The organism is Marinifilum sp. JC120 (assembly GCA_004923195.1).
Classification (GTDB): domain Bacteria; phylum Desulfobacterota; class Desulfovibrionia; order Desulfovibrionales; family Desulfovibrionaceae; genus Maridesulfovibrio.
Window position 1 is genome coordinate 104880 of record RDSB01000003.1, and the last position, 19950, is coordinate 124829.

The following is a 19950-nucleotide window of genomic DNA, read 5'->3' on the forward strand; positions in this document are numbered from 1 at the left end:
CAGCAGAAGATATCAATAAATCTGGCAGACTGATGAGAAAGTGCCAGATGCAAGAAACAAAAAAAGTGCTGAAACGACGCGTATACGACATACGTGAGTTTCAGCATTTTTTACAGTGCACCACAGGTGTAAGGTCTTGTAAGCTCGAAGATTCACTAACAATTCACTTTACGCCGCAGATGGTGCTTTATCAACTGTCTGATACCTCCCTCCGATTTGATTCGGTGGGAGGTTTTTTTGTTTTTCCGTTGACATAGACTTTTTTAGAAAGTTAAAGTGAATTCACATTCACAAACTTGGAGAATCAAATTGAGCAAAAGAATGGATAGCCCTTCAAGGCGCGAACAGATAGCAGAAGAAGCCCTTAAGCTTGCTGCCAAAGGAGTTTCAGCCATTACGGTGAGCAATGTAGCCAAGGCTTGCGGCATTGTACCTGCCGCCCTTTACCGTCATTACAAAAACAAAGATGCAATTTTCGATGGCGTGCGCGAACTGATCCGCAAAAAACTCATCGACAATGCCAAAGATGCCATGGATGCAGGCGAAACCCCGCTTGATGTGCTCAAACAACTGGCCCTGCGCCACGCGGACTTACTGCACAAGCACCCCGGCATCCCTCGACTGCTTTTTTCTGAAGCCGCGCTGGAAAAGAATTCCATTCGCCGCAAAGCCCTCTATTCCCTATTGACTGAATACCGCGCCGCAGCCGCAGACATTGCTGCGAAAGGTCAGGAACTGGGGCAAATCCGCAAAGACCTTGACCCAGCGGATATTGTATTCATGTTGCTGGGAACCGTAGTTCCGCCCTCTTTCCTCTTTCATATTTCCAGTGGTGAATTCGATCCACGCGAACAGATCAAACGCAACCTGCAATTATTTGAAGAAACCATTGCTGTGAAAAAGGAGAACCGACAATGAAATCCGGCTTAAGATTTTCACATATCATTGTAGCGATACTCCTTTCTACCCTGCTCTGCGGATGCGAGGAAACAGAATCCAATCTTTGGCAGGGCTATGTGGAAGGTGAATTTATCTATGTATCATCACCGCTTGGGGGACAACTTGATGAAGTGAGCGTGCGCAAAGGCCAGACAGTTGTAACCGGGCAGCCACTTTTCACCTTAGAACGGGATTTTGAACAGGCGGGAGTAGATGAAGCAGAGGAAAATCTGGATAAAATCATCAGTGACCTTGCAGACAAACGCAAAGGACGAAGACCTTCTGAAATAGCCTCCATCAAAGCCCGACTTAGAAAGGCCGTGGCAGCGGAAAAGCTGGCCGCAACAGAATACAAACGCAGAGCAGATCTTTACAATTCCAGAACGATCTCCGAAGAAGAACGAGACCAGGCTCGCACTGATTACGAGCAGGCCATTCAACTGGTAAAAGAAATTAAATCTGAACTCAAAACCGCAACCCTTGGTTCCCGCAGCGATGAAATCAGTGCGGCAGAATCATCGGTAAGGGCAGCTCAGGCCAAGCTTGAACAGGCCCGCTGGAATTATGATCAAAAAGCACAATCCGCGCCTCGCTCCGGTCTGGTTTTCGATACCATCCGCTACCGTGGCGAATGGATCGCAGCCGGAAAACCGGTGATATCCATCCTGCCCCCGGAAAACCGCAAGGTGCGCTTTTACGTACCGGAACAAATTGTGGGCGGATTTGAATTCAACGAAAAGCTGCTCGTTAATTACGACGGACTGACAGAACCGATCCCGGTAACCCTGACCTACATATCACCACAGGCCGAGTACACGCCTCCGGTCATCTACTCCAGCCAAAGCCGCGCCAAACTGGTTTTCATGCTGGAAGCTATTCCGGCTATGGACAAAGCTGTTCTTTTCAAACCCGGACAGCCCGTAGATGTAAGCAGGACAGCTGCCGAATTTGAAATTGAAAACGGCTTCCTCACACGCATCAAAAGTTACTTTCGGAGCAGCAATGACTGATCAAACTGTCATAGACGTATCCGGTGTGACCAAATCCTTCGGCCCCAAAACAGTGGTAAAAGGGCTGGATATGCAGGTCCGTAAGGGTGAAATTTTCGGCTTCCTCGGGCCCAACGGGTCCGGGAAAACCACCTTCATCCGCATGCTCTGCGGACTGCTGCGCCCGGATTCCGGGTCCGGCACCTGCCTTGGGTATGACATCATTAATGAGGCTGAATTTATCAAGCCCAAAGTGGGCTACATGGCCCAAAAATTCAGCCTCTACGGCGATCTTACCGTTAAAGAAAATCTCGATTTTCTCGCCCGTGCTTACCAGCTTCCCAACCGCAAAAAACTTATAAATGACGCTATCGAGCGCATGAGCATGGGCAGATTCACCAACCAATTAGCCGGATCACTATCCGGTGGCTGGAAGCAACGCTTGGCCCTGACAGGATGCACCCTGCACAATCCGCAGCTGCTACTCCTCGACGAACCCACTGCCGGGGTCGATCCGTCTGCACGCCGCGATTTCTGGGACGAGGTGCACAACCTTGCCGCGCAAGGTATCACTGCCCTCATCTCTACCCATTACATGGATGAAGCCGAACGTTGCCATCGGCTGGCCTACATTGCTTATGGCGATCTGCTGGCAAAAGGCACGCTTGATGAGCTGGTGCACGATTCCGGCCTGCACACATGGACCCTCAGCGGACCGAATTTAAATGAATTAACTCCAAAACTGCGAGCCAGCGAAGGCATTGATCAGGTTGTTGCTTTCGGGAACACCCTGCACATCAGCGGACGCGATAACGTATTGATCGAAACAGGAATCCGAACCCATGCCGGACCTGACAACAAATTTGAACAGTGCGAAACAAGCCTTGAAGAAGTCTTCATAGACCTGATGCAGGGGAAAAATCCATGAGTTTACGACTATTCTCTTTCAAAAGATTCATGGCCATGGCCGGGAAAGAATTCATCCAAATGCGCCGCGACAGGTTAACCTTCGCCATGATGATCGGAATCCCGCTAATTCAGATCATTCTCTTTGGATTTGCCATCAACTCCGACCCGCGCCACCTGCCCCTTGCCGTTCTTTCCGGGGATAACTCCCGTTACTCGCGGTCAATCGTGGCTGGAATGCAAGCCAGTACGTATTTCAATGTGGACCGTTTCATTAATTCACGAGCCGAGGCCAAACGGCTGCTGGAGCTGGGCGAAGTACAGTTTGTGCTGACCATCCCTCAACAATTCGGGTTGGATATCGAACGCGGGGAACGCCCGGTATTGCTTCTGGAAGCTGATGCAACCGACCCCATGGCAACGGGCAATGCAGTAAACTCCATGCGTGAAATCATAAACCGGGCAATGACGCGTGATCTTAAAGGATCGCTCAGCTATATGCTGCCCGAAGAAAGCGCAGTGGACCTACGTATCCATGCCGATTACAACCCCGAAGCCATCAGCCAGTATAACATCGTCCCCGGCCTGATGGGCGTAATCCTGACCCTGACGCTTGTTATGATCACCTCGCTGGCGATCACCCGCGAAACTGAACGCGGAACCATGGAAAACCTGCTGACCACCCCGGTCCGCCCGCTGGAAGTAATGATGGGCAAGATCATCCCTTACGTCATGGTCGGCTATATCCAGATGATGTTGATCATGGCAGCATCCATCTTTGTATTCCACGTACCCATCAACGGCAATCCGCTGATTGTGTTCACCTATTCAGCTATTTTCATCGCCGCCAACCTCACCGTGGGGGTAACCATCTCCACAGTGGCCCGCAACCAGCTGCAAGCCGTGCAGATGTCCATATTCTTCTTTCTGCCATCCTTGCTATTATCCGGCTTCATGTTCCCCTTTCGAGGCATGCCAGACTGGGCGCAAAACCTCGGCTCCATCCTCCCGCTAACCCACTACCTGCGCTTAGTGCGCGGGGTCCTGCTCAAAGGAACAGGCTGGGAAGAATCCCTGCACCACCTATGGCCCATCGTGGTTTTCTGGATAATTGTAATTATCGTAGGATTGAAGAGGTATCGGCAGACTTTGGATTAGAGGGGGCTATTGGCTTGCCCAGCTTAAAAAGGATGTGTAATCTTCAACGAAAGAAACAAGAGAGAACTATGCCCCATACATCCATAGAGTTTGATCAAACCATCCTCGGCCAGATCGACGGTCTTGCCAAAACTAAAGACAAATCCCGCGACTGGGTCATTCAGGAAGCTATTGCAAAATATTTAAGCTACGAAACGTGGTTCGCACAGCAGGTGCAGGAAGGGATTGATGCCGTAAAAAACGGCAAGGTTATTTCGCATGAGGACGCTAAAGACCGTATCCGCAATCTGGGAATAGAAATTGATTAACTGGTCAGAACCGGCACTAAACGACGTTCAACGGATCGTTCTATATCTCAAAGAATCAGACCCAGAGCTGGCCCGCGAGACTGCACAAAAGATATTTGATGCGGGAGAAAGCCTAACAAACTTCCCGGCGCGAGCAAGAACAGGCTGCACAATCAATACGCGCAAACTCCTAGCTCCCAAAACCCCTTATATTAATGAGTTTTTTAAACTCAGGATCATAGGTATTCATGAAACGAAGTTCGCTTTAACCGGATGAACCAGGCATACAGCTACCGGGGCAAAGAGTTTTTCAAACTCTGAATCATGAGGATTCATGAATCAAAATACGCTTTGGCCTAGTGAACTTTTTTATTTAGCCAAGAATGACTTCAGCTTTTTCAATATTTGATGTGGGTGTTCTTCAATGACAAGATGCCCTGCATCGTCAATTAATAACAATTCCGCTCCGGGAATCAACTTATGTAATTTGTGTGCATTGTCTACCGGAATCCAAGTATCTTCTTTGCCCCAGATGATCAGAGTTGGTGTCGAAATATGTTTGTAAAGATGTTCAATTTCGTCAGTGAAATGAGAACTCGCTTGAGCTATTTGTCTATAGAAAGCAGCTTTGCCTTTTGGGCCAGTCCAAGGGCTAATGGTGCTGTTTAAGGTGATTTCAGGAATAGGGAGGTAGGCTGCCGTTTGAATGTAAGTTTTAACAATTGCTTCGTGAATATAGTCAGGAACACCGGCAAAAGCAGCTTCATGTTCCCGGACATGTTGAAAAAATGGTGAGCCCCATGGAGAAATGGCAACAGGGTCAATGAGTATGATCTTTTTGAATGAGGGATTGTTTAGAAGGTGGGTCCTTAGCACTGTAGTTCCCCCAAAGTCATGTCCAAGTGCGATTGGAGAATCTAGTTCCCAAAAAGCAAGAAGAGCAGACAGTGCTTCATTTTGAATCCCGAGAGAAACATCGCCTTGTTCTTTGCTGGATTGGCCATAGCCAAGAAGATCGTAGTAATAAACTGTGTAGTTTGTTGCGAGGGACTTGATCAAATGTCGTAAGTTGTACGAAGACCATGGAGTTCCATGAACTGCAACCAACGCAGGGCCTTGTCCTGTTATTCCATACTTGATTCTTCTGTCTTGAAAATGAAATTCGTAAGGTAGGCTCCATGTGTCCATGAATATGTCCTCTGGTGTCTTTTAACTACTTGATTTTTATTATTATTCTTTTTGAAGTGGTAATACAGAATAGTTAAATTAATCTTACATAAAAAGTAAAAAATGACAAATCTGATTACCCGAAACGATGTGTCCGAGATCCGGCCATTGTAGGTCATGACCAGAATATTGGCTATATACCGTTTCAGCGTTCTGTCCTCTGCGATCATTCGATCTCGTCAGGCCCTATCTTGGGCGAGAACAATAAAATCAAGACATTAAAACGATAATTATACAGCTATCGGGACAAAGAGTTTTTCAAACTCAGAATCATGGGCATTTATGAGCCAAAGTACGCTTTGGCCGGATGAAACTTTTTTCACGCTCATACCCCAAACCCTCTAAAATTTAATTTCAATATTGACATACATTTTTAAAATTCATAACACACAAGCACAATCAATCTATAATCTTTAACCGGAGTTTGTTATGAAATTACTTAAACCAACCACACTAGTACTGTCCTGTCTACTCGCTGTTTTGTGCTGCTCAACCGCATTTGCCCATGAATTCATCGTTAAGCCCGTACAGCTGACAGCCGAAAAAGGACATGTTGTACCTTTCAGCGTTGTCTCTGCCCACATCTTTATGATCAGTGAAGAGATGGAACCGATTAATCAGGTCGAAATGAATTTCATCCAGAACGGCAAATCCACTCCGGTCAAACTTACTGAGAATAAAATGCTCATGACTTTGGATGGTCAGGTTAAACCTGAAGCTGAAGGTACCGCCATCATTGCCGGACACCGTAACGGTATGATCTGGACCCAGACTACCCAAGGCTGGAAACAGCAGTCCAAAAAAGGATTAAAGGGAGTTATCAAAAGCGGTAAGTATGAAAAATTCTGTAAGACCCTGATCACTGTGGGCAAAGCTGACGGAAACTACAAAAAAATAGTAGGCCACAAGCTTGAAATTGTTCCCATGAGCGACCCTACTCTCGCTAAAGTCGGCGATGAAATTGAATTCCAGACCCTGCTGGACGGCAAAGCCGTTTCTATTGAAAGCATGACTGCCACTTACGATGGATTCAGCATGACTCCCAACACCTACGCATACTTTACTGAGCCTTACGGAAACGGCCTTGCAAAAGTAAAAATCACCGCTCCCGGAACATGGATGGTCCGTGCACAGTATAAAAATGACAACCCCACTGCGGACTACGACAGCCACGTCATGCGTGCAGTGCTTATATTTGAAGTAAAGTAAATGAGATTACTAAAGATTCTCCCGGTCGTGACACTCGTTGTGGCCGGGATTTTATACCTCAGCAACATCGCGTGCGCTCATGGAGTTTCGTATGAAATGGTCGAAACCTCACCGGCCATAACATTCAAATCCGGATTCTCATCCGGTGACCCCATCGCCTACGGAGAGGTCCTGATCTATGGACCGGATAATGCTGAAGTGGAATTCCAGAACGGGCGAACCGACAGAAACGGAGGATTCTCCTTTCTGCCCGATAAGCCCGGGATATGGAAAGTGGAAGTGGACGGCGGACTGGGCCACAAACTGATTTTTGATGTGGACGTTGCCGGATCGAATAAAGACGGGATTTCAGCCCATAAAAAGGAAAGCCCGTTGCAGGCTTCCATAACGATCAAGGCTTTGCTGGGAATCAGCCTTATTTTCAACCTCTGTCTTGCCGCATCCTACCTCCGGGCAAGACGGAAGGCTACGGCGATAAAAGAGATTAAAAGCTAACCCGAATAATAACCGGGAAAAATAAAAACCCCATTAGCCTGCATCCAAAAGCCCTGTTTGCCATTCCTGCTTTTGTACAGCCTGCTTAAACCCGCACGGATGTACACTTCCTCCCCACCGGCAAGCAGGGCTTCAAGTTCATCATAGCGATCCTGCTGCACGTACTCCATAGCCATACGATGAAAACATAAATCCGCAATGGGAGTGTGCCGAAATTTATCCCCGCCCAGATCAGTAAAACCGAGTCGAAGCTTTACATCGTCACCGGGATTAACAACCTGAACGCTGATAGATTTAGGATTAACACGTATGGTCCTGATGGAATGGGCACAGGGAGATTCAGCAAGAACACACCTATTCTTAGGGGTAATAAGACCCTCGAAAGCCTCATCAAGAGAATCCACTGCACTGCGTTCAAGAAGATCCTTGAATGTCTGCTCGTCAACACAATCGAGCCAGACATCATTTTCAAAGGTGCAATCCTCCACATGAGGAGAATTTGCATCTTCATGGGGGATAACATCCGCAGAAACAATCATCCCCGGACGGATATTTCTGAAAGCTACAAAATCCAGATTCTCATACGGCAACGGGCGATAGCAGGTGCAGCTATCCTCATCCAGCAAGGCCATACAAACATTATCGCTATCATTAAATCTCGTTAAATCGGTCAAAACCAGCATGCAAATATTCCTTTCAATCAAAAAATAATAACAGACACCCTCGCTCCAGACAGAAAGCACAAATAATCAAAAAAAGTCAAGTAGATCAATAGTTCCGAACCATTTAATCCGAACCTTTATAACTCCTGTATTTACAGTCTCCTGTCGCGCTCACAGCAACATTCTCAAAATAAGTCCAATATTTCTTTAGGTAACGTGTAAAAACAAAAAAAACGGAGCCGTAACGACTCCGCTTTTAAAATTATGTCTGCATCATCTGCCCGGCCTGATTAACCACGCCCTGCATCTGGGCGGGATTCAAACCTGATTGCGAAAGATCCTTAATTATCACTGATCCCAGCGATGCGGCCTGCAAACCCTGCTGCAACTGTTGCTGTTTCATGACCATATCCCTGCGCATGTTCCTGAACTTCTCCACCTCGTCACCGGAACGAACAATGCCATTAGGCACCCCGATAAGATCAGCGTAATCATCTACCGCCCGGTCCATGTCCACCTTGTCCAATACTTCGGGGTTAGCCTGTGCCAGATTTCCCACAAACTGAGCCAGCGACTGAATGGACTGGGTGCCGACCATTTTCTGGGCTTGCGCCAGAACAGAAATATAGTCAATTTTAAGATCAGCCCCGTCCAGAATCGAAGGTGGATCAGGCAATTGTCCGGCTCGGTGCAGGATGCCGAAGACCCTGTCAATGAGCGGATCAAGAAGTTCCGTATGTTGCCGCTCAATTACCGGACCAAGCTGAATCAACTTTTCCTCGTGCCGCTCAGCAACCTCGGCAGCGGTAATGGTCTTGCGATTGGACCCAGCCATCATCATAAAAATATCATTGTAGAACCCTTCTCTGATGGCAGTTCGAATATCCTGAATCTTGTTGCTGACCCCGGCAAGATCCGGGCGAACCTGATAAAGCGGGGCAACCGAATCCTGCTGGTTCTGCTCCACCGGGTTCTGGCCCCCGGGCAGCAGATTCAAGCGCCTTGAGTACATGGAAGGCACCTTCATGGGCGGGCGCAAGGTCAAATGTACAGCCTGAATCTGGCTTTTACTCATCTCCATGAGCATCTTCACATCGGCCAGCACATCCATGGCCGGAGAACGCCCGTACACATCCATGGCTGCGGTATCCCAGCGCGGAGCCATGTATGGATTCTCCACAAATCCGCTCTCGGACAAAACATGTCCGCCCCTGCCATTGAGCAGGAACACTGACTCAAAAGGCATATTCATAGCGTCCATACGACCAACATCAAACTCATCGCGCGGCTGGACAACATGCAGTACGTCAAACCAATGGTCCCGGTTCACATTCAGGCTGGTATGCACCGTGGCGGGCAGATTCTCTTTGCCGAAACGTTTCTCAAGCTGACGGGCAGTCATCTTGAATTCACGGTAGACCGTATCCACCCGGCTCTGCGCATCCGTGGCAAGGCAGTATTCCCCGGCAGTAAGGGTGCGGAAGCGGATTCCGCGTTCCTCGTCCGGTTCACAATACAGAATCCCGGTACCGAATCCGGCCAACTCCGTATAAAGCGAATGGATGCAGGAATAAAAATTACTACGGGCCAGCGCACGGTACATGGTGCTTTCCACCTTGGAAATCCACTCGCGCACCGATTTATGCCGCGCGAGATCGCGATCAGAAATATTCAACCTGAACCACGGCCTTGCCGGGGAGGTAAGCCCACCCTGCAAACCGGCAGCTAAGATACGCAAGGACCTTGTGGCTGTTGAATCGATAATTTTACCGGACCTTGTACGCCCGTCATTAGGACGATACCCGTTGTAAATTCCTTTACGGGGCAGGATGTAATCGCTGATCTCCTGCCAATGCGATTCCCAGCTGTTGCGTTCCTGACGCAATGACTGCAATCGCTGCAAATATTTATTATTTTCAATATGTTTCATATATCTCTCTTTTGCCTCCGGTGGCTCTCCGAGGGCCAGAGGGGGRAACTTTTGGRAAAGTTTCCCCCTCTGGACTCCCCCTTCCAAACTTTTAGTAAGCTTCGCTCTTTTATTTTAATGCCTTTGCAATCTTCAAAAGCCACTAGTCTCCGACAATTCTTACAAGTTTCTTGCACTTAGGGCACTTAACCTGCACTTCCACAACTTTACCTTTCATCAAAAGCCTACGGCAGACCGGACAACGATGCTCGCTCATTTCATTACTCCTTTAGATCTATTTAAAATTTCTTTGCTGACCGTGGCCTTGCCTTCCACCCCGTTCGCTCCGGTAAGAATTGTTTTCTTCCGTCCGAGAGCATGCACTTTACGCATTTGACCTTCGGTTTCCTTGCGCCGGGCGACCTTGATATCAAGCTCGGCATTCTGTCGATCAACTTCCCGCTGACGGATGTCGTTGGGATGCAGCCATTCGCCTTCAATTTTGTTGTACCCGGCATTCTGCATTTCACCGGGCGTGTACCAGTGCCCGGTCTTTTCCGAAAAAGTCCAATCTGCCGGGGTGCGCCAGTCCGCAGGGGCATTGAGTCCTTGTTTATTTGATGAAGGATTGGTGCCGTATGTATAACGGTGCCATTTGAAATAGCCGTTAAAACCGGGAGATCCGTTGTCGAACCAGACGTTGGATTGCCCTTTATTGGCTGCGGGCAAATCCGGCCTGTAGTAATTTGGCATCATTTCCTCCTACTGGCCGAGTTTGGTTTTTTGGGCCTGTAAATTCTGAGTAGCCGTTGTCAGCTGCCCGATATCACCCTGCCCGCCTGTCAGTACGGTGGCACTGCGCCCTTTTTTCATACGCGCCATCTCGCGCATTTTCTTGGCCTTCAGTTCCTGTTCGCTTTTGCTGATGGCATCCATCTTCGGCGGCTCAGGGGCCGGGGCCACCGGGGGTGCCGGTGGCGGTGAAACTGGTGATGAAGGTGCTTTTCCTCCTCCGCCTCCCATAATCATTCTCCTTGTTTAGAAATTTTTCCTGCGGACGTATCGTCCATATTATTCCTGACCGCACATAAAATTGCGGCATCCACGCTTTTGTCTTCAGCCGCCAGATATGCAGCCTGCGGGAGTATTCCCACTTTCCTGAAACCGGACCTTTCCGCCATGCGGCAGGCCAACGGATTAGTCACAGGTATCAATCCTTTTATACAGTCAAACATATATTCATCCGCTACGTCATTTGCTGACAATAGATGACGCAGTACCCCGCGCCCCATCTGCAAAGTTCCTTTGCCGTGAAATACGGGCATGATAGCAATATGCACAAAGCACGATTTCGGGCTAAAACCGTTCAACCAGAACAGCCCGGCGGGTTGTTGATTCTTAAATCCGAAAAAGAAATGCTGATCACTCATACGTACCAGCCTCTGAAAATCTCTGAATGATTCCACGGTTCCATCGTAAAAGATAACCGAAAGCTGCCCCGCCTCGCCCATGATTTCCCAGAACCAGCGCAAATGCCCGTCTGTAAGCGATTCCGTGCCGTCGAAATCTCTGAACTTGTAGAAGGTAAAACCACCCTCCACTTCAAATCCGTACATCAGCCTGCTCCTGTAAAAATGTCGTAATCCATCAGCCCCTGCATCTCCTCCTGCTGTTCAAGCACGTGCGCCTGTTTGGGAAAAACTGCGCCCAGTGCCGGGTCCAGAATACGGGCCATGCAGTCAAGCATGTCGTCATGGGATGCAACCGGAAAAGCAAGGTATTCGTCATCGATAAACTCGCGCACAAGATCACGCTCCCTGCCCTGATGATCCATGAAGCGCCCCTGCCACGGCAGATAGAAACGGGATTGTTCAAAGAGCGGGACCAGTTTGCGGATGCGGTCAACCTTGGGCACATTCCCGCCCAGCGGATCAATGGGAAAACGGTAATTTTGCTCGTTCATGACGTATTGCATGTGCTCTACATCCGCCTGCTGCCCGTACTTTTCGTACCCCACAGCCAGTGGGGAATATGCACGGTGCAATCGAAACAAAGCCCGCGCCCGTTCGGTCAAATTAAGCCGGTCGCGAATTCCATCAACTAAGTAATAATTACGGTCCGGACCCAGCCCGATAACCAGCATGACCGTGTAATCACTGCCGGATTTCTTTTCACTGGCCGGGTCCACCAGCAGATAGCGATTAAAATTCTGCCAGCGCGTTTTGCCGCTTCTGTCACGCGGGTCCCAACGACAGAGCCATTCCTCACGAAAGCCCTGCACATCATCCGCACGCGGGTCCTGCATCATCTGGCAACCGAACACATAAGGCCCCATCTCCCGCCGCTTGGTCTGGAGTTGCTCTTTGGTCAGCAGCATAGGTTCACCGTCCATGGTGCCGTCCGCAGTTGCCGGATAAACACGGGGAATTGCCGCTTCACGCTTCATCATTTCCCGATAGGTATCGTTAAAATGATAACGGGTTCCGATATACCGTTTGATACCCTCACGGGTACCGAGATTGATGGAAAGAGCCCATGCTTCGGTGGTTTTAAAAATCATATCCGGCGATGAAACCGACTCGCGGGTCACCACATCATCATAGATGAGCCGGGAAAAATGTTTGCCTGTGGGCTGTCCGTCCACCAGTCCCCAAGCCTCCACCGTGGCTTCTTTGGGATTTGATTTACGTTTGACGATAATCCCGTCCTCTTCCGACCATTTGGGGGAATCCTTTTTGGGATTGGCCCAGAGCACATCCGGGTAACACTGCTTGAGCAATTCGTTGCGTTCGAATTCCTGCTTGATCTGGCGCAGAAACCCCTTGGCAACAGGCCGGGTGTGGCTGAAAATTCCAACGGAAACTTCCGGGTCGCGCAAAATGTCCTGCACTGTCAGGGCAAAAGTGATAATGGTCGATTTGTAATGCTCGCGGGACCAGAGATCGAGATGTCCGTCCGGGTTAGCCTGCACTTCGCGGCAACGCTCAAAAACCCATTCATTGTTGGCATCCGCACGGCCCAGCAAGCGGGTCAGCAGGAAAAACAGATCATTGAGCCCCAATTCAGCCATAACCTGCATGGGCTGCTTCTGCTGCTCCGCCTCGCGCAAAATTTCGGCATACCATTTACTGGCGCTGTCCAAATCCGTAAACTTCATCAAGCTTCTCCCTCAGTTCCGGGCTGATAGCGCGGCTCTTTTTCGTGGCGTTTACTGCCTCCTTTTTCGTATCTCCGATGCCCCATGCCTTGCGTTCCATGTCGTGCCGTTTATGCATGATGTCGAGTTTGGCTTTCAGGTCTTTGACCATGTCAGAATCATCGCCCTCCACCGCCAGTGCGAACACCTCTCGGAACCGATCCAGCTCCTCTTTCTGTTTTTTAATGACTTCACTTTTTGTCATTCTTGATATTTCCTTGGTTAAATCATTAAATTTGATGCGCTTCGCGCTTTTCCAGATGATTTCGCCTCCGGCGGCCAGAAGGCCCGCGGCCCTCTGGACTCCCATATAGTTAGAACGGGACTCCTTTTTTTCAGCAGTGCAAAGGCGACCATCTGTGCTATTGAGTCCATTTATTTTCAGGCAGACATGAAATTTCCGCTTCCGCCCGTTTCATGCATTTGCGGCAGAGCCTTGCCTCGCGCACGACCTTGCGTCCGCCGAAGTTAATCTCGATCCTGAACGGCTCCAGCACATCAGTGCGTCCACAACGCTCACATCGATCTCCGTCAAACATCCCGCCGATCCATGCCGAAGCTTCAGCCAGTATTGCTGTCCCGGTCATTTGAAAGCCTCGTAAGCCACACGTCCTGCGACCCCGGCAACAACAGCAGCTGTTCCCCAGACAGCCCTTTCCAGATTACGGAACTTCTCCGCATGGGTGTGACAACGCCGTGCCCCGTTAATTTCCGAGATATCCTCTTGAATGGACTTAACCCGTTCATCAATGCGGATGAGCAGATCCTGTAATTCACTCCTTTCCTCAACCATTTTTCTCCCTCCATGTTTTTACAACCTTCTCAGCACTGCGCCCGACCACGTATCCTCCAAGCCCAAGTTCCATAAGCGACCAGAGTTGCGTTGGCAGCTCAAGGTGCGGAGCCTTTGCCCAAAACAAGGCAAGGTACGGATAAAGAAGGTAATTGTTAGCCACAATGGCAACGATGGTTAGCATCAAGATAGGCCGCCATGAACGTTGCAACCAGTTGCCGGACATCTCCGCGAGCATGATCTTGACCCGAGATTCAAGGTCTGCCAGTTCGCCCCGGTTCTGCATTTCCATGAGCCGAAGCTTCGCCTTTTCGCGTTCCCCGGCATCGGGCCAGATTTTATCGATGATGGTCGAACCGAGATCAAGAATTGAACCGATCATTCCACCACCTCCACTCCGCCACTACTTCCCCGACGTACCGGACTTGAGTAGGTAGGGCGCACTTTCTGCCTCTTGTAATCGAGCAATGAATTTCCGAATTCTAACCATTCGGGATGCTCATCAATAAAGGATGCATAATTTTTGATTGTTCGCCGCGTCTCCAGCGGATAAAGCGCGGCAAGTGTTTCTGCCTTGATTTCTTTCATTATTTCGTCCTCCTATACCTATAAGATAATTGGCAGGGCGGACCTGAAGTAGGTGACTCAGGTCCGCCCTCGGGACTTTTGTGAAATTTCGGCAAAAAAAATCCTCCTCGACCAAAATCGAGGAGGAAACACAAATCCTATGGAATTAATGTTTAGATTATTAATTCAAAACAACAGACCATAGTAATTTTATACCCAGCAAGATAAGTACCCCGCCGAGAAATTTCTTAACAGTGGCAGGCTTCATCCGCGCATGCATGACCTTTGTACCAAGATAACCGCCTCCCCAGGCAGCCAGTCCGGCAAAGATCAGTAGCTTGATGGAAACCGACCCCATCAAGGCATAAGCCGCAAAAGCGGTAATGGACGAAAAAGGCACAGCAAAAGCTGTAACTGTCGCTACTTTCTTGGGATTAAATCCTTGCATAACCATCAATGGAGAAATGACTCCCCCGCCGCCGACACCAAGCAGCCCAGAAACAAACCCGGCCAGTACGCCGACTAGAAAAGGACCACTAAAAGGACGATCCTCGCGGAACTGATCCTTATACTTGGAAGTCTTGAAGAACAGCATCATCGTCCCCGAAAAACATAGGAAACAGACAAATAATATCATTAAAGACTTTAACGGCAGGAAATGCCCGATCCAAGCCCCCACCGGAGCCATGACCACCGAAGCTGCCACAATTGGAACACCCAGCTTAAAATCGAGACGCTTTTCTTTAACATTGGAGTAGGTAGCTCCGAGCATGCTGACGGCATTAACAAAAAGCCCGGTAGGCCGTGCCAGATTAAAAGGAACTCCCATCCATGTCAGCGTGGGAATAAGCACCACCGCCGACCCCACTCCGCCGAGCGCGAAAATGAAGCTCAGCACAAATGAGGCTAAGGTAATGCCAACAGTCAACATATCCATGATTACATTTTACCCAACGGACCGGGCTTGAAAGCCTTAATGATATCTTCCATGGAAGCTCCCATCCCTTTGACCTGATCAAAACCATGCGCACGCAAAAAAGTATAAGCAACAGCTGAACGGAACACAGAAGAGCAGAAAGCCACCACAAGCTTCTCCTTGGGTAGTTCGACCATGCGAGCAGGCAGTTCATGTAAAGGAATATGCTTGGCAAAAGGCAACACCAGATAGCCCATTTCCTTATCAGTACGCACATCAAGAAAAATTACGTTCTCGTTACCAAGACACTTACGCATCCCTTCAACGCTCATAGTATGTTCACCGGAACTAAGAAATTCGAAATCCATTTCAGCAACAGCATCATTAAGAGCTTTCATTTCAGACTCCAATTGTATGAATATGGTTATTTGGCAAAATCACCAAATTTAAAACATGAATTTGGTAATATTGCCAAATAAAAGGCAAGTCAAGCACACGAATAATTCATACAATAAAAGGATGACATCTAAAAAAGTAAAATATTTAGAACATTAGGGATGTCTCACTGGAGATCATCAACCGCAATAATCCTGCTCCTAACCTAGCGCAACAGTAAGTCCAGCACCTGCACATACTTTCCATGAGGAAAAACGTCCTTATAGCGACGTGCGTATTCCGCGGCCTTCTCCTGCTGATCCAACTGTAGGAAACAACGAATGGCACCGTAAAGGGCATTCTCGTAATACGATGTATCGTGATATTCGCGGATAATCCTGCGGTAAGAACGCAAAGCCCCGTACACATCATTCAGATGATAAAAATATAATCCCCCGATCTGGAGCAGGACTTCACCTTTCACATTTTGGCGTGAGGTAAGCTCTTCAGCAATAAGCAATGCTGTTTCTGCATCTTCGGCTTTTCCGGCATCAGCAAGATAATGGGCGTAATTTATAATCCAGCGGGCAAGAATTTCATTGAGCTGTGCCTGTTCCTTCAGAGACGGGGGAATCTCAATCGAAGTAAGCAAGGACAGTCTGTCCCGGGCTTGGGATAATCCTGAGGACTTGATGAAAGAAAAAACCGGCAGTGGTTTGCGACCCGCATAGGTGGCGGTCATCTGCCCAACATCAAGAATGGCTGTCGTATGTTCGCCCCGAACGCCGACACTCCCTTCATCCAGAAAATAAAATCCTGCATTCCCTTTCTGGGTCAGGGAAATATCAGTACCCCGGATGCCGATCCTTGTGCGGGGAGTGGCAATAAACGAACCTTCACGCTTACTGAGCACCCCTCTTAACACCCCGCGAAAGAAAGTACCGATAAGACTCTGTTTCACACCCTCGATTTCCCCGCCGAGCATAAATTCACTGTCCTCACCAAAACTCATGGTTGATTCGGCATCAAGACGCAAAACGGCTTTGCCGTCCGGCCCGGTACGCAACACATCACCGACACTGATTTCCTGACCGACCTGAACCTGGACGAAAAAATCCTGATTGGAACGGCGCAGTTCAACTGTGCCGGTAAGCTTCTCAAGTGAAGCGGCATATGCTGTAGATGAGGCAATTATCCAGGCCAGCCAAATGAGTGAAAACAACAAAACACGGCGCATAAGAATCTCCCCTTTCATAAAAAGTCGAAGAGAACCGCAAATTAAAATAAAATCACATATGACTTAACAATACCGGAAATTATGCTCAAAGACACTACAAAAGGCCACAACCATTTTATCCTTAAATCAACTCAACCTGAATATTATCATAGCCTTCAGGTATAATTTATGGCAAAAATCAATATCAAGAATGAGAAGTGTTATCAATTCTATCTCAAGCCATAAACTAAGTAAGGAAAACTAATGAGCTTAAAAATTCGTCTTACGTTATCCGTCATAGCCATGTTTGCAATAATTTTATGTATGTTTGTCGGGACTACATACGTTGCTTTCAAACAGAAAGATGACGGCCTCGTAATAAACCTTGCTGGCAGACAGCGCATGCTCTCCCAGAAGATTTCTAAAGAAGTAATGCTCTACATGCTGGACAGCAGTGAAGAACACAGAAAACTTATCCATAAAACAGAACAGGTCTTTTCAAAAACGCTGACTGCACTAACCAATTCTGGTCAAGCTCCATTAACGCTCAACGTCAATGGTCCGACTGCCTCCATTCCCGAACCGGAAACAACAGTAGCAACTCAACTCAGAAAAGTGGATTCCGTATGGAATGAATACTCCGAAATGGTCGAAAGCATTATCAACGGCTCAAAGCAGATTTCCCCTGATGCCCTTTCCGGTAAGAGTTTAAGCCTCTTGAAAGAGATGAATGCAGCTGTGGTCATGTTGCAAAAGAATGCCGAAAACAACACTCGAATGCTGGTTTTAATGCAAGTGGGCTTTACAGTTCTCGCTGTCATTTGCGTATTGGCTGTGCTGCTCATGCTACGCAAAAGGATTTCCGGCCCGCTGGAACGTTTGAGAAACTACGCACTGGCTGTGGCAGGCGGTAAACTTGATGCCAAGATTTCAGGCAATTACGAATCTGAACTTCTGGAATTGAAAGAAGCCATTAGTGGCATGGTCCAGACAATCACGAAAACTATTGCCGAAGCTGTCGAAAAGGGAGAACTTGCTGAGGCTGCCTCCCAAAAAGCAGAACAAACACTCATCGAGGTTCAGCAAAAACAAAAAGAAGTTGAAGAACTGCTGGCCTCAATGGAGAGTGGAGCTGAAAAAGCAGGCAGCATTTCCAATGAAGTTTTCGAATCATTAGGAGAATTAGCCGCACAGGTTGAGCAGGTCAACAGAGGTGTCGATGTACAACGTGACCGGCTGACCGAAACAGCAACCGCCATGGAAGAAATGAACAGCACTGTGCTCGAAGTGGCCCACAACGCATCAAATGCAGCTGAAAGTGCGGATCAATCACGCAAAAACGCTGAAACAGGGGCACAGGGAGTATCCAGAGCGGTCTCATCCATTCACCAGATCCAAAACCGTATTACAGGCTTAAAAGAAACTATGAATAACTTAGGCCAACAAGCTGACAGCATTGGTCATATCATGGACGTAATCACTGATATTGCCGATCAGACAAACCTGCTGGCCTTGAATGCCGCAATTGAAGCAGCCCGCGCAGGTGACGCAGGACGCGGCTTTGCTGTCGTTGCCGATGAAGTCCGCAAACTGGCTGAAAAAACAATGGACGCTACAAGGGAAGTAGGAGAGGCCATTTCAAACATTCAGACGAACGCTAAAGAAAATATCAACGCAGTAGAACTCACTGCCGAAGATATTACTGAAAGTACTGATGCGGCCTCTGAATCCGGTAAATTTATGGATGAAATTGTTGACATCGTTGACGAGACAGCAGGCCTTATTCAATCAATTGCCGCTGCCAGCGAACAGCAATCAGCGACATCCGAAGAGATAAACCGCGCACTGGGCGATATATCCACAGTGGCTTCTGAAACAGCTCAAGGAATGAACACTTCCGCTGACGCTTTACAGGAAATTAGTGACAACGTTGAAAGACTAAACTCAGTAGTGCAACAATTAGCAGTTTCCAAATAACAGACACAACAGCCCGCAATATCTCATGATATTGCGGGCCATTCTCTACATCCGCACCAAAACCTTCTTAGCTCCCTTACTCATGGCTAACTCGAAGGCTTGCTTAAAATCAGTAAAATCGAATTCCGCTTCTATCAAACCGCTCACGTCAATCATGCCCTGCTCCAGCACATTCAGGGCCAGACCGATATCGCCGCAACGGGAACCGACTATTGAAATTTCATCCACTACCAGCTTGGCAAGGTTGATGGAACTTGGCAGATGTGAAGTAGTTTTGGCTACTATGGTTCCTTCCGGGCGCACGAAATCAAGAGCATAATTGATACCCTGCTCACTGCCTGTAGCTTCCACCACCAGATCAAATTTATCCAACTCTCCTGCCAGCGCAGTGAGATCCGCCGGGTCATTGATGCAATGGGTCTTCACGCCCTGATTCCCTGCAATAGCAAGTTTATCTTCATGCTTACCCACAAGTAGCACATGCGGATTATAAATTTTCAGTGCCAACGCCGTAAGCAGTCCCAGCTTACCATCACCGAGCACCATAACCCGCATACCTCCGGTCACATGAATCTGCTGACTAACTTCCAATCCGGCAGCAAGCGGTTCGGCAAATACAGCAGCACGGTCCTCAACATTATCCGCAACCACGTAAAGGTTCTCCGCAGGAACTTTCAGATACTCGGCAAAGGCCCCGTCATGATTAACAATACCAATAACGGTACGGTTTGCTGCATGTCTGCGATCTCCCACATACGGCCCTACCGGACAATTAATATCCGCCACAACACGCTTACCAAACAGCTCCGGCCTGCCGGGACATTCTTCTACTTCAGCTACAAATTCGTGCCCCGGCACACCAGCAAAACCGTAATATCCCTTATGCAATTCAATATCTGTGTTGCAGATTCCAGCCAGCCGTACCTTGAGTAGGGCCTCGCCCTCGCCAAGCTGAGGTTTATCCCGCTCCACAAAATCAATTTTCCCGTCTTCAAAATATATTGCGCGCATAATTTCTCCTTTGATTCCTATCACTATCGCTTCTAGCAGCAAGTTCAGCCAACGCCAAGGGATGAAACATAAAAACCCCGGCAACCTACAGGCTGCCGGGGCATCAAAACATATTCAT

General features: G+C 48.4%; 26 protein-coding genes. 9 read left to right on the forward strand and 17 right to left on the reverse strand.

The window, feature by feature from the left end; translation table 11 throughout:
* The first annotated feature begins 309 nt into the window (after positions 1 to 309).
* The 6 genes from D0S45_04575 (at position 310) to D0S45_04600 (ending at position 4556) form a co-directional block, all read left to right on the forward strand.
* Positions 310 to 918, forward strand: a complete 609-nt coding sequence (locus D0S45_04575; protein TIH18496.1) for a TetR/AcrR family transcriptional regulator — start codon at positions 310 to 312, stop codon at positions 916 to 918.
* Complete coding sequence (locus D0S45_04580) at positions 915 to 1949, forward strand: HlyD family efflux transporter periplasmic adaptor subunit (GenBank protein TIH18497.1); 1035 nt, start codon at positions 915 to 917, stop codon at positions 1947 to 1949. The genes D0S45_04575 and D0S45_04580 overlap by 4 nt, the downstream gene beginning before the upstream one ends.
* Positions 1942 to 2856, forward strand: a complete 915-nt coding sequence (locus tag D0S45_04585; GenBank protein ID TIH18498.1) for an ABC transporter ATP-binding protein — start codon at positions 1942 to 1944, stop codon at positions 2854 to 2856. Before D0S45_04580 ends, D0S45_04585 begins: the two co-directional genes overlap by 8 nt.
* Positions 2853 to 3992, forward strand: a complete 1140-nt coding sequence (locus tag D0S45_04590; GenBank protein TIH18499.1) for an ABC transporter permease — start codon at positions 2853 to 2855, stop codon at positions 3990 to 3992. Before D0S45_04585 ends, D0S45_04590 begins: the two co-directional genes overlap by 4 nt.
* A gap of 68 nt (positions 3993 to 4060) precedes the next feature.
* Complete coding sequence (locus tag D0S45_04595; GenBank protein ID TIH18500.1) at positions 4061 to 4300, forward strand: toxin-antitoxin system antitoxin subunit; 240 nt, start codon at positions 4061 to 4063, stop codon at positions 4298 to 4300.
* Entirely contained in the window at positions 4293 to 4556 is a 264-nt protein-coding gene (locus D0S45_04600; GenBank protein TIH18501.1) for a type II toxin-antitoxin system RelE/ParE family toxin, read from the forward strand. The genes D0S45_04595 and D0S45_04600 overlap by 8 nt, the downstream gene beginning before the upstream one ends.
* A gap of 92 nt (positions 4557 to 4648) precedes the next feature.
* Here the strand turns inward: D0S45_04600 and D0S45_04605 are convergent, their stop codons facing one another.
* Positions 4649 to 5467 carry an alpha/beta hydrolase gene (locus tag D0S45_04605; GenBank protein TIH18502.1) on the reverse strand — a complete coding sequence of 273 codons (819 nt, stop codon included), beginning with the start codon at positions 5465 to 5467 and terminating at the stop codon, positions 4649 to 4651.
* Between the two features lie 468 nt (positions 5468 to 5935).
* Between D0S45_04605 and D0S45_04610 the strand changes: the two genes are divergently transcribed.
* Both D0S45_04610 and D0S45_04615 read left to right on the forward strand, forming a co-directional pair.
* Complete coding sequence (locus D0S45_04610) at positions 5936 to 6715, forward strand: DUF4198 domain-containing protein (GenBank protein TIH18503.1); 780 nt, start codon at positions 5936 to 5938, stop codon at positions 6713 to 6715.
* Positions 6716 to 7210, forward strand: coding sequence for a hypothetical protein (locus D0S45_04615; protein ID TIH18504.1), 495 nt, complete (start codon positions 6716 to 6718; stop codon positions 7208 to 7210).
* Here D0S45_04615 and D0S45_04620 read toward each other — a convergent pair.
* The 15 genes from D0S45_04620 to D0S45_04690 form a co-directional block, all read right to left on the reverse strand.
* A complete protein-coding gene (locus tag D0S45_04620; GenBank protein TIH18505.1) occupies positions 7207 to 7893 on the reverse strand; it encodes a hypothetical protein in 687 nt (228 codons plus the stop codon). The two genes, D0S45_04615 and D0S45_04620, sit on opposite strands and share 4 nt — an antisense overlap.
* A gap of 241 nt (positions 7894 to 8134) precedes the next feature.
* The gene (locus tag D0S45_04625) at positions 8135 to 9802 is read right to left on the reverse strand and encodes a phage tail protein (protein ID TIH18506.1); all 1668 of its coding nucleotides are present in this window, start codon (positions 9800 to 9802) and stop codon (positions 8135 to 8137) included.
* A 142-nt stretch (positions 9803 to 9944) separates the two neighbouring features.
* Complete coding sequence (locus D0S45_04630; GenBank protein TIH18507.1) at positions 9945 to 10058, reverse strand: Com family DNA-binding transcriptional regulator; 114 nt, start codon at positions 10056 to 10058, stop codon at positions 9945 to 9947.
* Positions 10055 to 10534: an aminobutyrate aminotransferase gene (locus D0S45_04635; GenBank protein ID TIH18508.1), complete on the reverse strand. Its 480-nt coding sequence runs from the start codon at positions 10532 to 10534 to the stop codon at positions 10055 to 10057. Before D0S45_04635 ends, D0S45_04630 begins: the two co-directional genes overlap by 4 nt.
* Before the next feature lie 9 nt (positions 10535 to 10543).
* The gene (locus tag D0S45_04640) at positions 10544 to 10804 is read right to left on the reverse strand and encodes a hypothetical protein (protein ID TIH18509.1); all 261 of its coding nucleotides are present in this window, start codon (positions 10802 to 10804) and stop codon (positions 10544 to 10546) included.
* A gap of 2 nt (positions 10805 to 10806) precedes the next feature.
* On the reverse strand, positions 10807 to 11397 hold the full coding sequence (locus tag D0S45_04645) for a GNAT family N-acetyltransferase (protein TIH18510.1): 591 nt from the start codon (positions 11395 to 11397) through the stop codon (positions 10807 to 10809).
* Positions 11397 to 12938, reverse strand: a complete 1542-nt coding sequence (locus tag D0S45_04650) for a hypothetical protein (GenBank protein TIH18511.1) — start codon at positions 12936 to 12938, stop codon at positions 11397 to 11399. The genes D0S45_04645 and D0S45_04650 overlap by 1 nt, the downstream gene beginning before the upstream one ends.
* Positions 12907 to 13182 carry a hypothetical protein gene (locus tag D0S45_04655; GenBank protein TIH18639.1) on the reverse strand — a complete coding sequence of 92 codons (276 nt, stop codon included), beginning with the start codon at positions 13180 to 13182 and terminating at the stop codon, positions 12907 to 12909. Before D0S45_04655 ends, D0S45_04650 begins: the two co-directional genes overlap by 32 nt.
* Positions 13183 to 13339: 157 nt before the next feature.
* Positions 13340 to 13564 carry a hypothetical protein gene (locus D0S45_04660; protein ID TIH18512.1) on the reverse strand — a complete coding sequence of 75 codons (225 nt, stop codon included), beginning with the start codon at positions 13562 to 13564 and terminating at the stop codon, positions 13340 to 13342.
* The gene (locus D0S45_04665) at positions 13561 to 13770 is read right to left on the reverse strand and encodes a hypothetical protein (protein TIH18513.1); all 210 of its coding nucleotides are present in this window, start codon (positions 13768 to 13770) and stop codon (positions 13561 to 13563) included. The genes D0S45_04660 and D0S45_04665 overlap by 4 nt, the downstream gene beginning before the upstream one ends.
* On the reverse strand, positions 13763 to 14152 hold the full coding sequence (locus D0S45_04670) for a hypothetical protein (protein ID TIH18514.1): 390 nt from the start codon (positions 14150 to 14152) through the stop codon (positions 13763 to 13765). Before D0S45_04670 ends, D0S45_04665 begins: the two co-directional genes overlap by 8 nt.
* Positions 14149 to 14358: a hypothetical protein gene (locus tag D0S45_04675; GenBank protein ID TIH18515.1), complete on the reverse strand. Its 210-nt coding sequence runs from the start codon at positions 14356 to 14358 to the stop codon at positions 14149 to 14151. The genes D0S45_04670 and D0S45_04675 overlap by 4 nt, the downstream gene beginning before the upstream one ends.
* A gap of 160 nt (positions 14359 to 14518) precedes the next feature.
* Positions 14519 to 15274 (reverse strand): sulfite exporter TauE/SafE family protein, encoded by a 756-nt coding sequence (locus tag D0S45_04680; GenBank protein ID TIH18516.1) that lies wholly within the window; start codon positions 15272 to 15274, stop codon positions 14519 to 14521.
* Positions 15275 to 15276: 2 nt separating this feature from the next.
* Positions 15277 to 15651 (reverse strand): rhodanese-like domain-containing protein, encoded by a 375-nt coding sequence (locus D0S45_04685; GenBank protein TIH18517.1) that lies wholly within the window; start codon positions 15649 to 15651, stop codon positions 15277 to 15279.
* 203 nt (positions 15652 to 15854) lie between these two features.
* Positions 15855 to 16883 (reverse strand): hypothetical protein, encoded by a 1029-nt coding sequence (locus D0S45_04690; GenBank protein TIH18518.1) that lies wholly within the window; start codon positions 16881 to 16883, stop codon positions 15855 to 15857.
* A 225-nt stretch (positions 16884 to 17108) separates the two neighbouring features.
* Here D0S45_04690 and D0S45_04695 point away from each other — a divergent pair, with 225 nt between their 5' ends.
* Positions 17109 to 18821, forward strand: coding sequence for a HAMP domain-containing protein (locus D0S45_04695; protein TIH18519.1), 1713 nt, complete (start codon positions 17109 to 17111; stop codon positions 18819 to 18821).
* 45 nt (positions 18822 to 18866) lie between these two features.
* Here the strand turns inward: D0S45_04695 and D0S45_04700 are convergent, their stop codons facing one another.
* Complete coding sequence (locus tag D0S45_04700) at positions 18867 to 19832, reverse strand: dehydrogenase (protein ID TIH18520.1); 966 nt, start codon at positions 19830 to 19832, stop codon at positions 18867 to 18869.
* Between the last annotated feature and the right edge of the window lie 118 nt (positions 19833 to 19950).

Bases quoted from the DNA above. Each gene is read 5' to 3' on its own strand.
- D0S45_04675 (TIH18515.1), bottom strand. From the start codon at position 14,358: ATGAAAGAAATCAAGGCAGAAACACTTGCCGCGCTTTATCCGCTGGAG.
- D0S45_04615 (TIH18504.1), top strand. From the start codon at position 6,716: ATGAGATTACTAAAGATTCTCCCGGTCGTGACACTCGTTGTGGCCGGG.
- D0S45_04595 (TIH18500.1), top strand. From the start codon at position 4,061: ATGCCCCATACATCCATAGAGTTTGATCAAACCATCCTCGGCCAGATC.
- D0S45_04620 (TIH18505.1), bottom strand. From the start codon at position 7,893: ATGCTGGTTTTGACCGATTTAACGAGATTTAATGATAGCGATAATGTT.
- D0S45_04680 (TIH18516.1), bottom strand. From the start codon at position 15,274: ATGGATATGTTGACTGTTGGCATTACCTTAGCCTCATTTGTGCTGAGC.
- D0S45_04640 (TIH18509.1), bottom strand. From the start codon at position 10,804: ATGGGAGGCGGAGGAGGAAAAGCACCTTCATCACCAGTTTCACCGCCA.
- D0S45_04630 (TIH18507.1), bottom strand. From the start codon at position 10,058: ATGAGCGAGCATCGTTGTCCGGTCTGCCGTAGGCTTTTGATGAAAGGT.
- D0S45_04700 (TIH18520.1), bottom strand. From the start codon at position 19,832: ATGCGCGCAATATATTTTGAAGACGGGAAAATTGATTTTGTGGAGCGG.
- D0S45_04605 (TIH18502.1), bottom strand. From the start codon at position 5,467: ATGGACACATGGAGCCTACCTTACGAATTTCATTTTCAAGACAGAAGA.
- D0S45_04670 (TIH18514.1), bottom strand. From the start codon at position 14,152: ATGATCGGTTCAATTCTTGATCTCGGTTCGACCATCATCGATAAAATC.
- D0S45_04610 (TIH18503.1), top strand. From the start codon at position 5,936: ATGAAATTACTTAAACCAACCACACTAGTACTGTCCTGTCTACTCGCT.
- D0S45_04650 (TIH18511.1), bottom strand. From the start codon at position 12,938: ATGAAGTTTACGGATTTGGACAGCGCCAGTAAATGGTATGCCGAAATT.
- D0S45_04635 (TIH18508.1), bottom strand. From the start codon at position 10,534: ATGCCAAATTACTACAGGCCGGATTTGCCCGCAGCCAATAAAGGGCAA.
- D0S45_04655 (TIH18639.1), bottom strand. From the start codon at position 13,182: ATGACAAAAAGTGAAGTCATTAAAAAACAGAAAGAGGAGCTGGATCGG.
- D0S45_04660 (TIH18512.1), bottom strand. From the start codon at position 13,564: ATGACCGGGACAGCAATACTGGCTGAAGCTTCGGCATGGATCGGCGGG.
- D0S45_04580 (TIH18497.1), top strand. From the start codon at position 915: ATGAAATCCGGCTTAAGATTTTCACATATCATTGTAGCGATACTCCTT.
- D0S45_04665 (TIH18513.1), bottom strand. From the start codon at position 13,770: ATGGTTGAGGAAAGGAGTGAATTACAGGATCTGCTCATCCGCATTGAT.
- D0S45_04690 (TIH18518.1), bottom strand. From the start codon at position 16,883: ATGAAAGGGGAGATTCTTATGCGCCGTGTTTTGTTGTTTTCACTCATT.
- D0S45_04625 (TIH18506.1), bottom strand. From the start codon at position 9,802: ATGAAACATATTGAAAATAATAAATATTTGCAGCGATTGCAGTCATTG.
- D0S45_04585 (TIH18498.1), top strand. From the start codon at position 1,942: ATGACTGATCAAACTGTCATAGACGTATCCGGTGTGACCAAATCCTTC.
- D0S45_04590 (TIH18499.1), top strand. From the start codon at position 2,853: ATGAGTTTACGACTATTCTCTTTCAAAAGATTCATGGCCATGGCCGGG.
- D0S45_04695 (TIH18519.1), top strand. From the start codon at position 17,109: ATGAGCTTAAAAATTCGTCTTACGTTATCCGTCATAGCCATGTTTGCA.
- D0S45_04645 (TIH18510.1), bottom strand. From the start codon at position 11,397: ATGTACGGATTTGAAGTGGAGGGTGGTTTTACCTTCTACAAGTTCAGA.
- D0S45_04685 (TIH18517.1), bottom strand. From the start codon at position 15,651: ATGAAAGCTCTTAATGATGCTGTTGCTGAAATGGATTTCGAATTTCTT.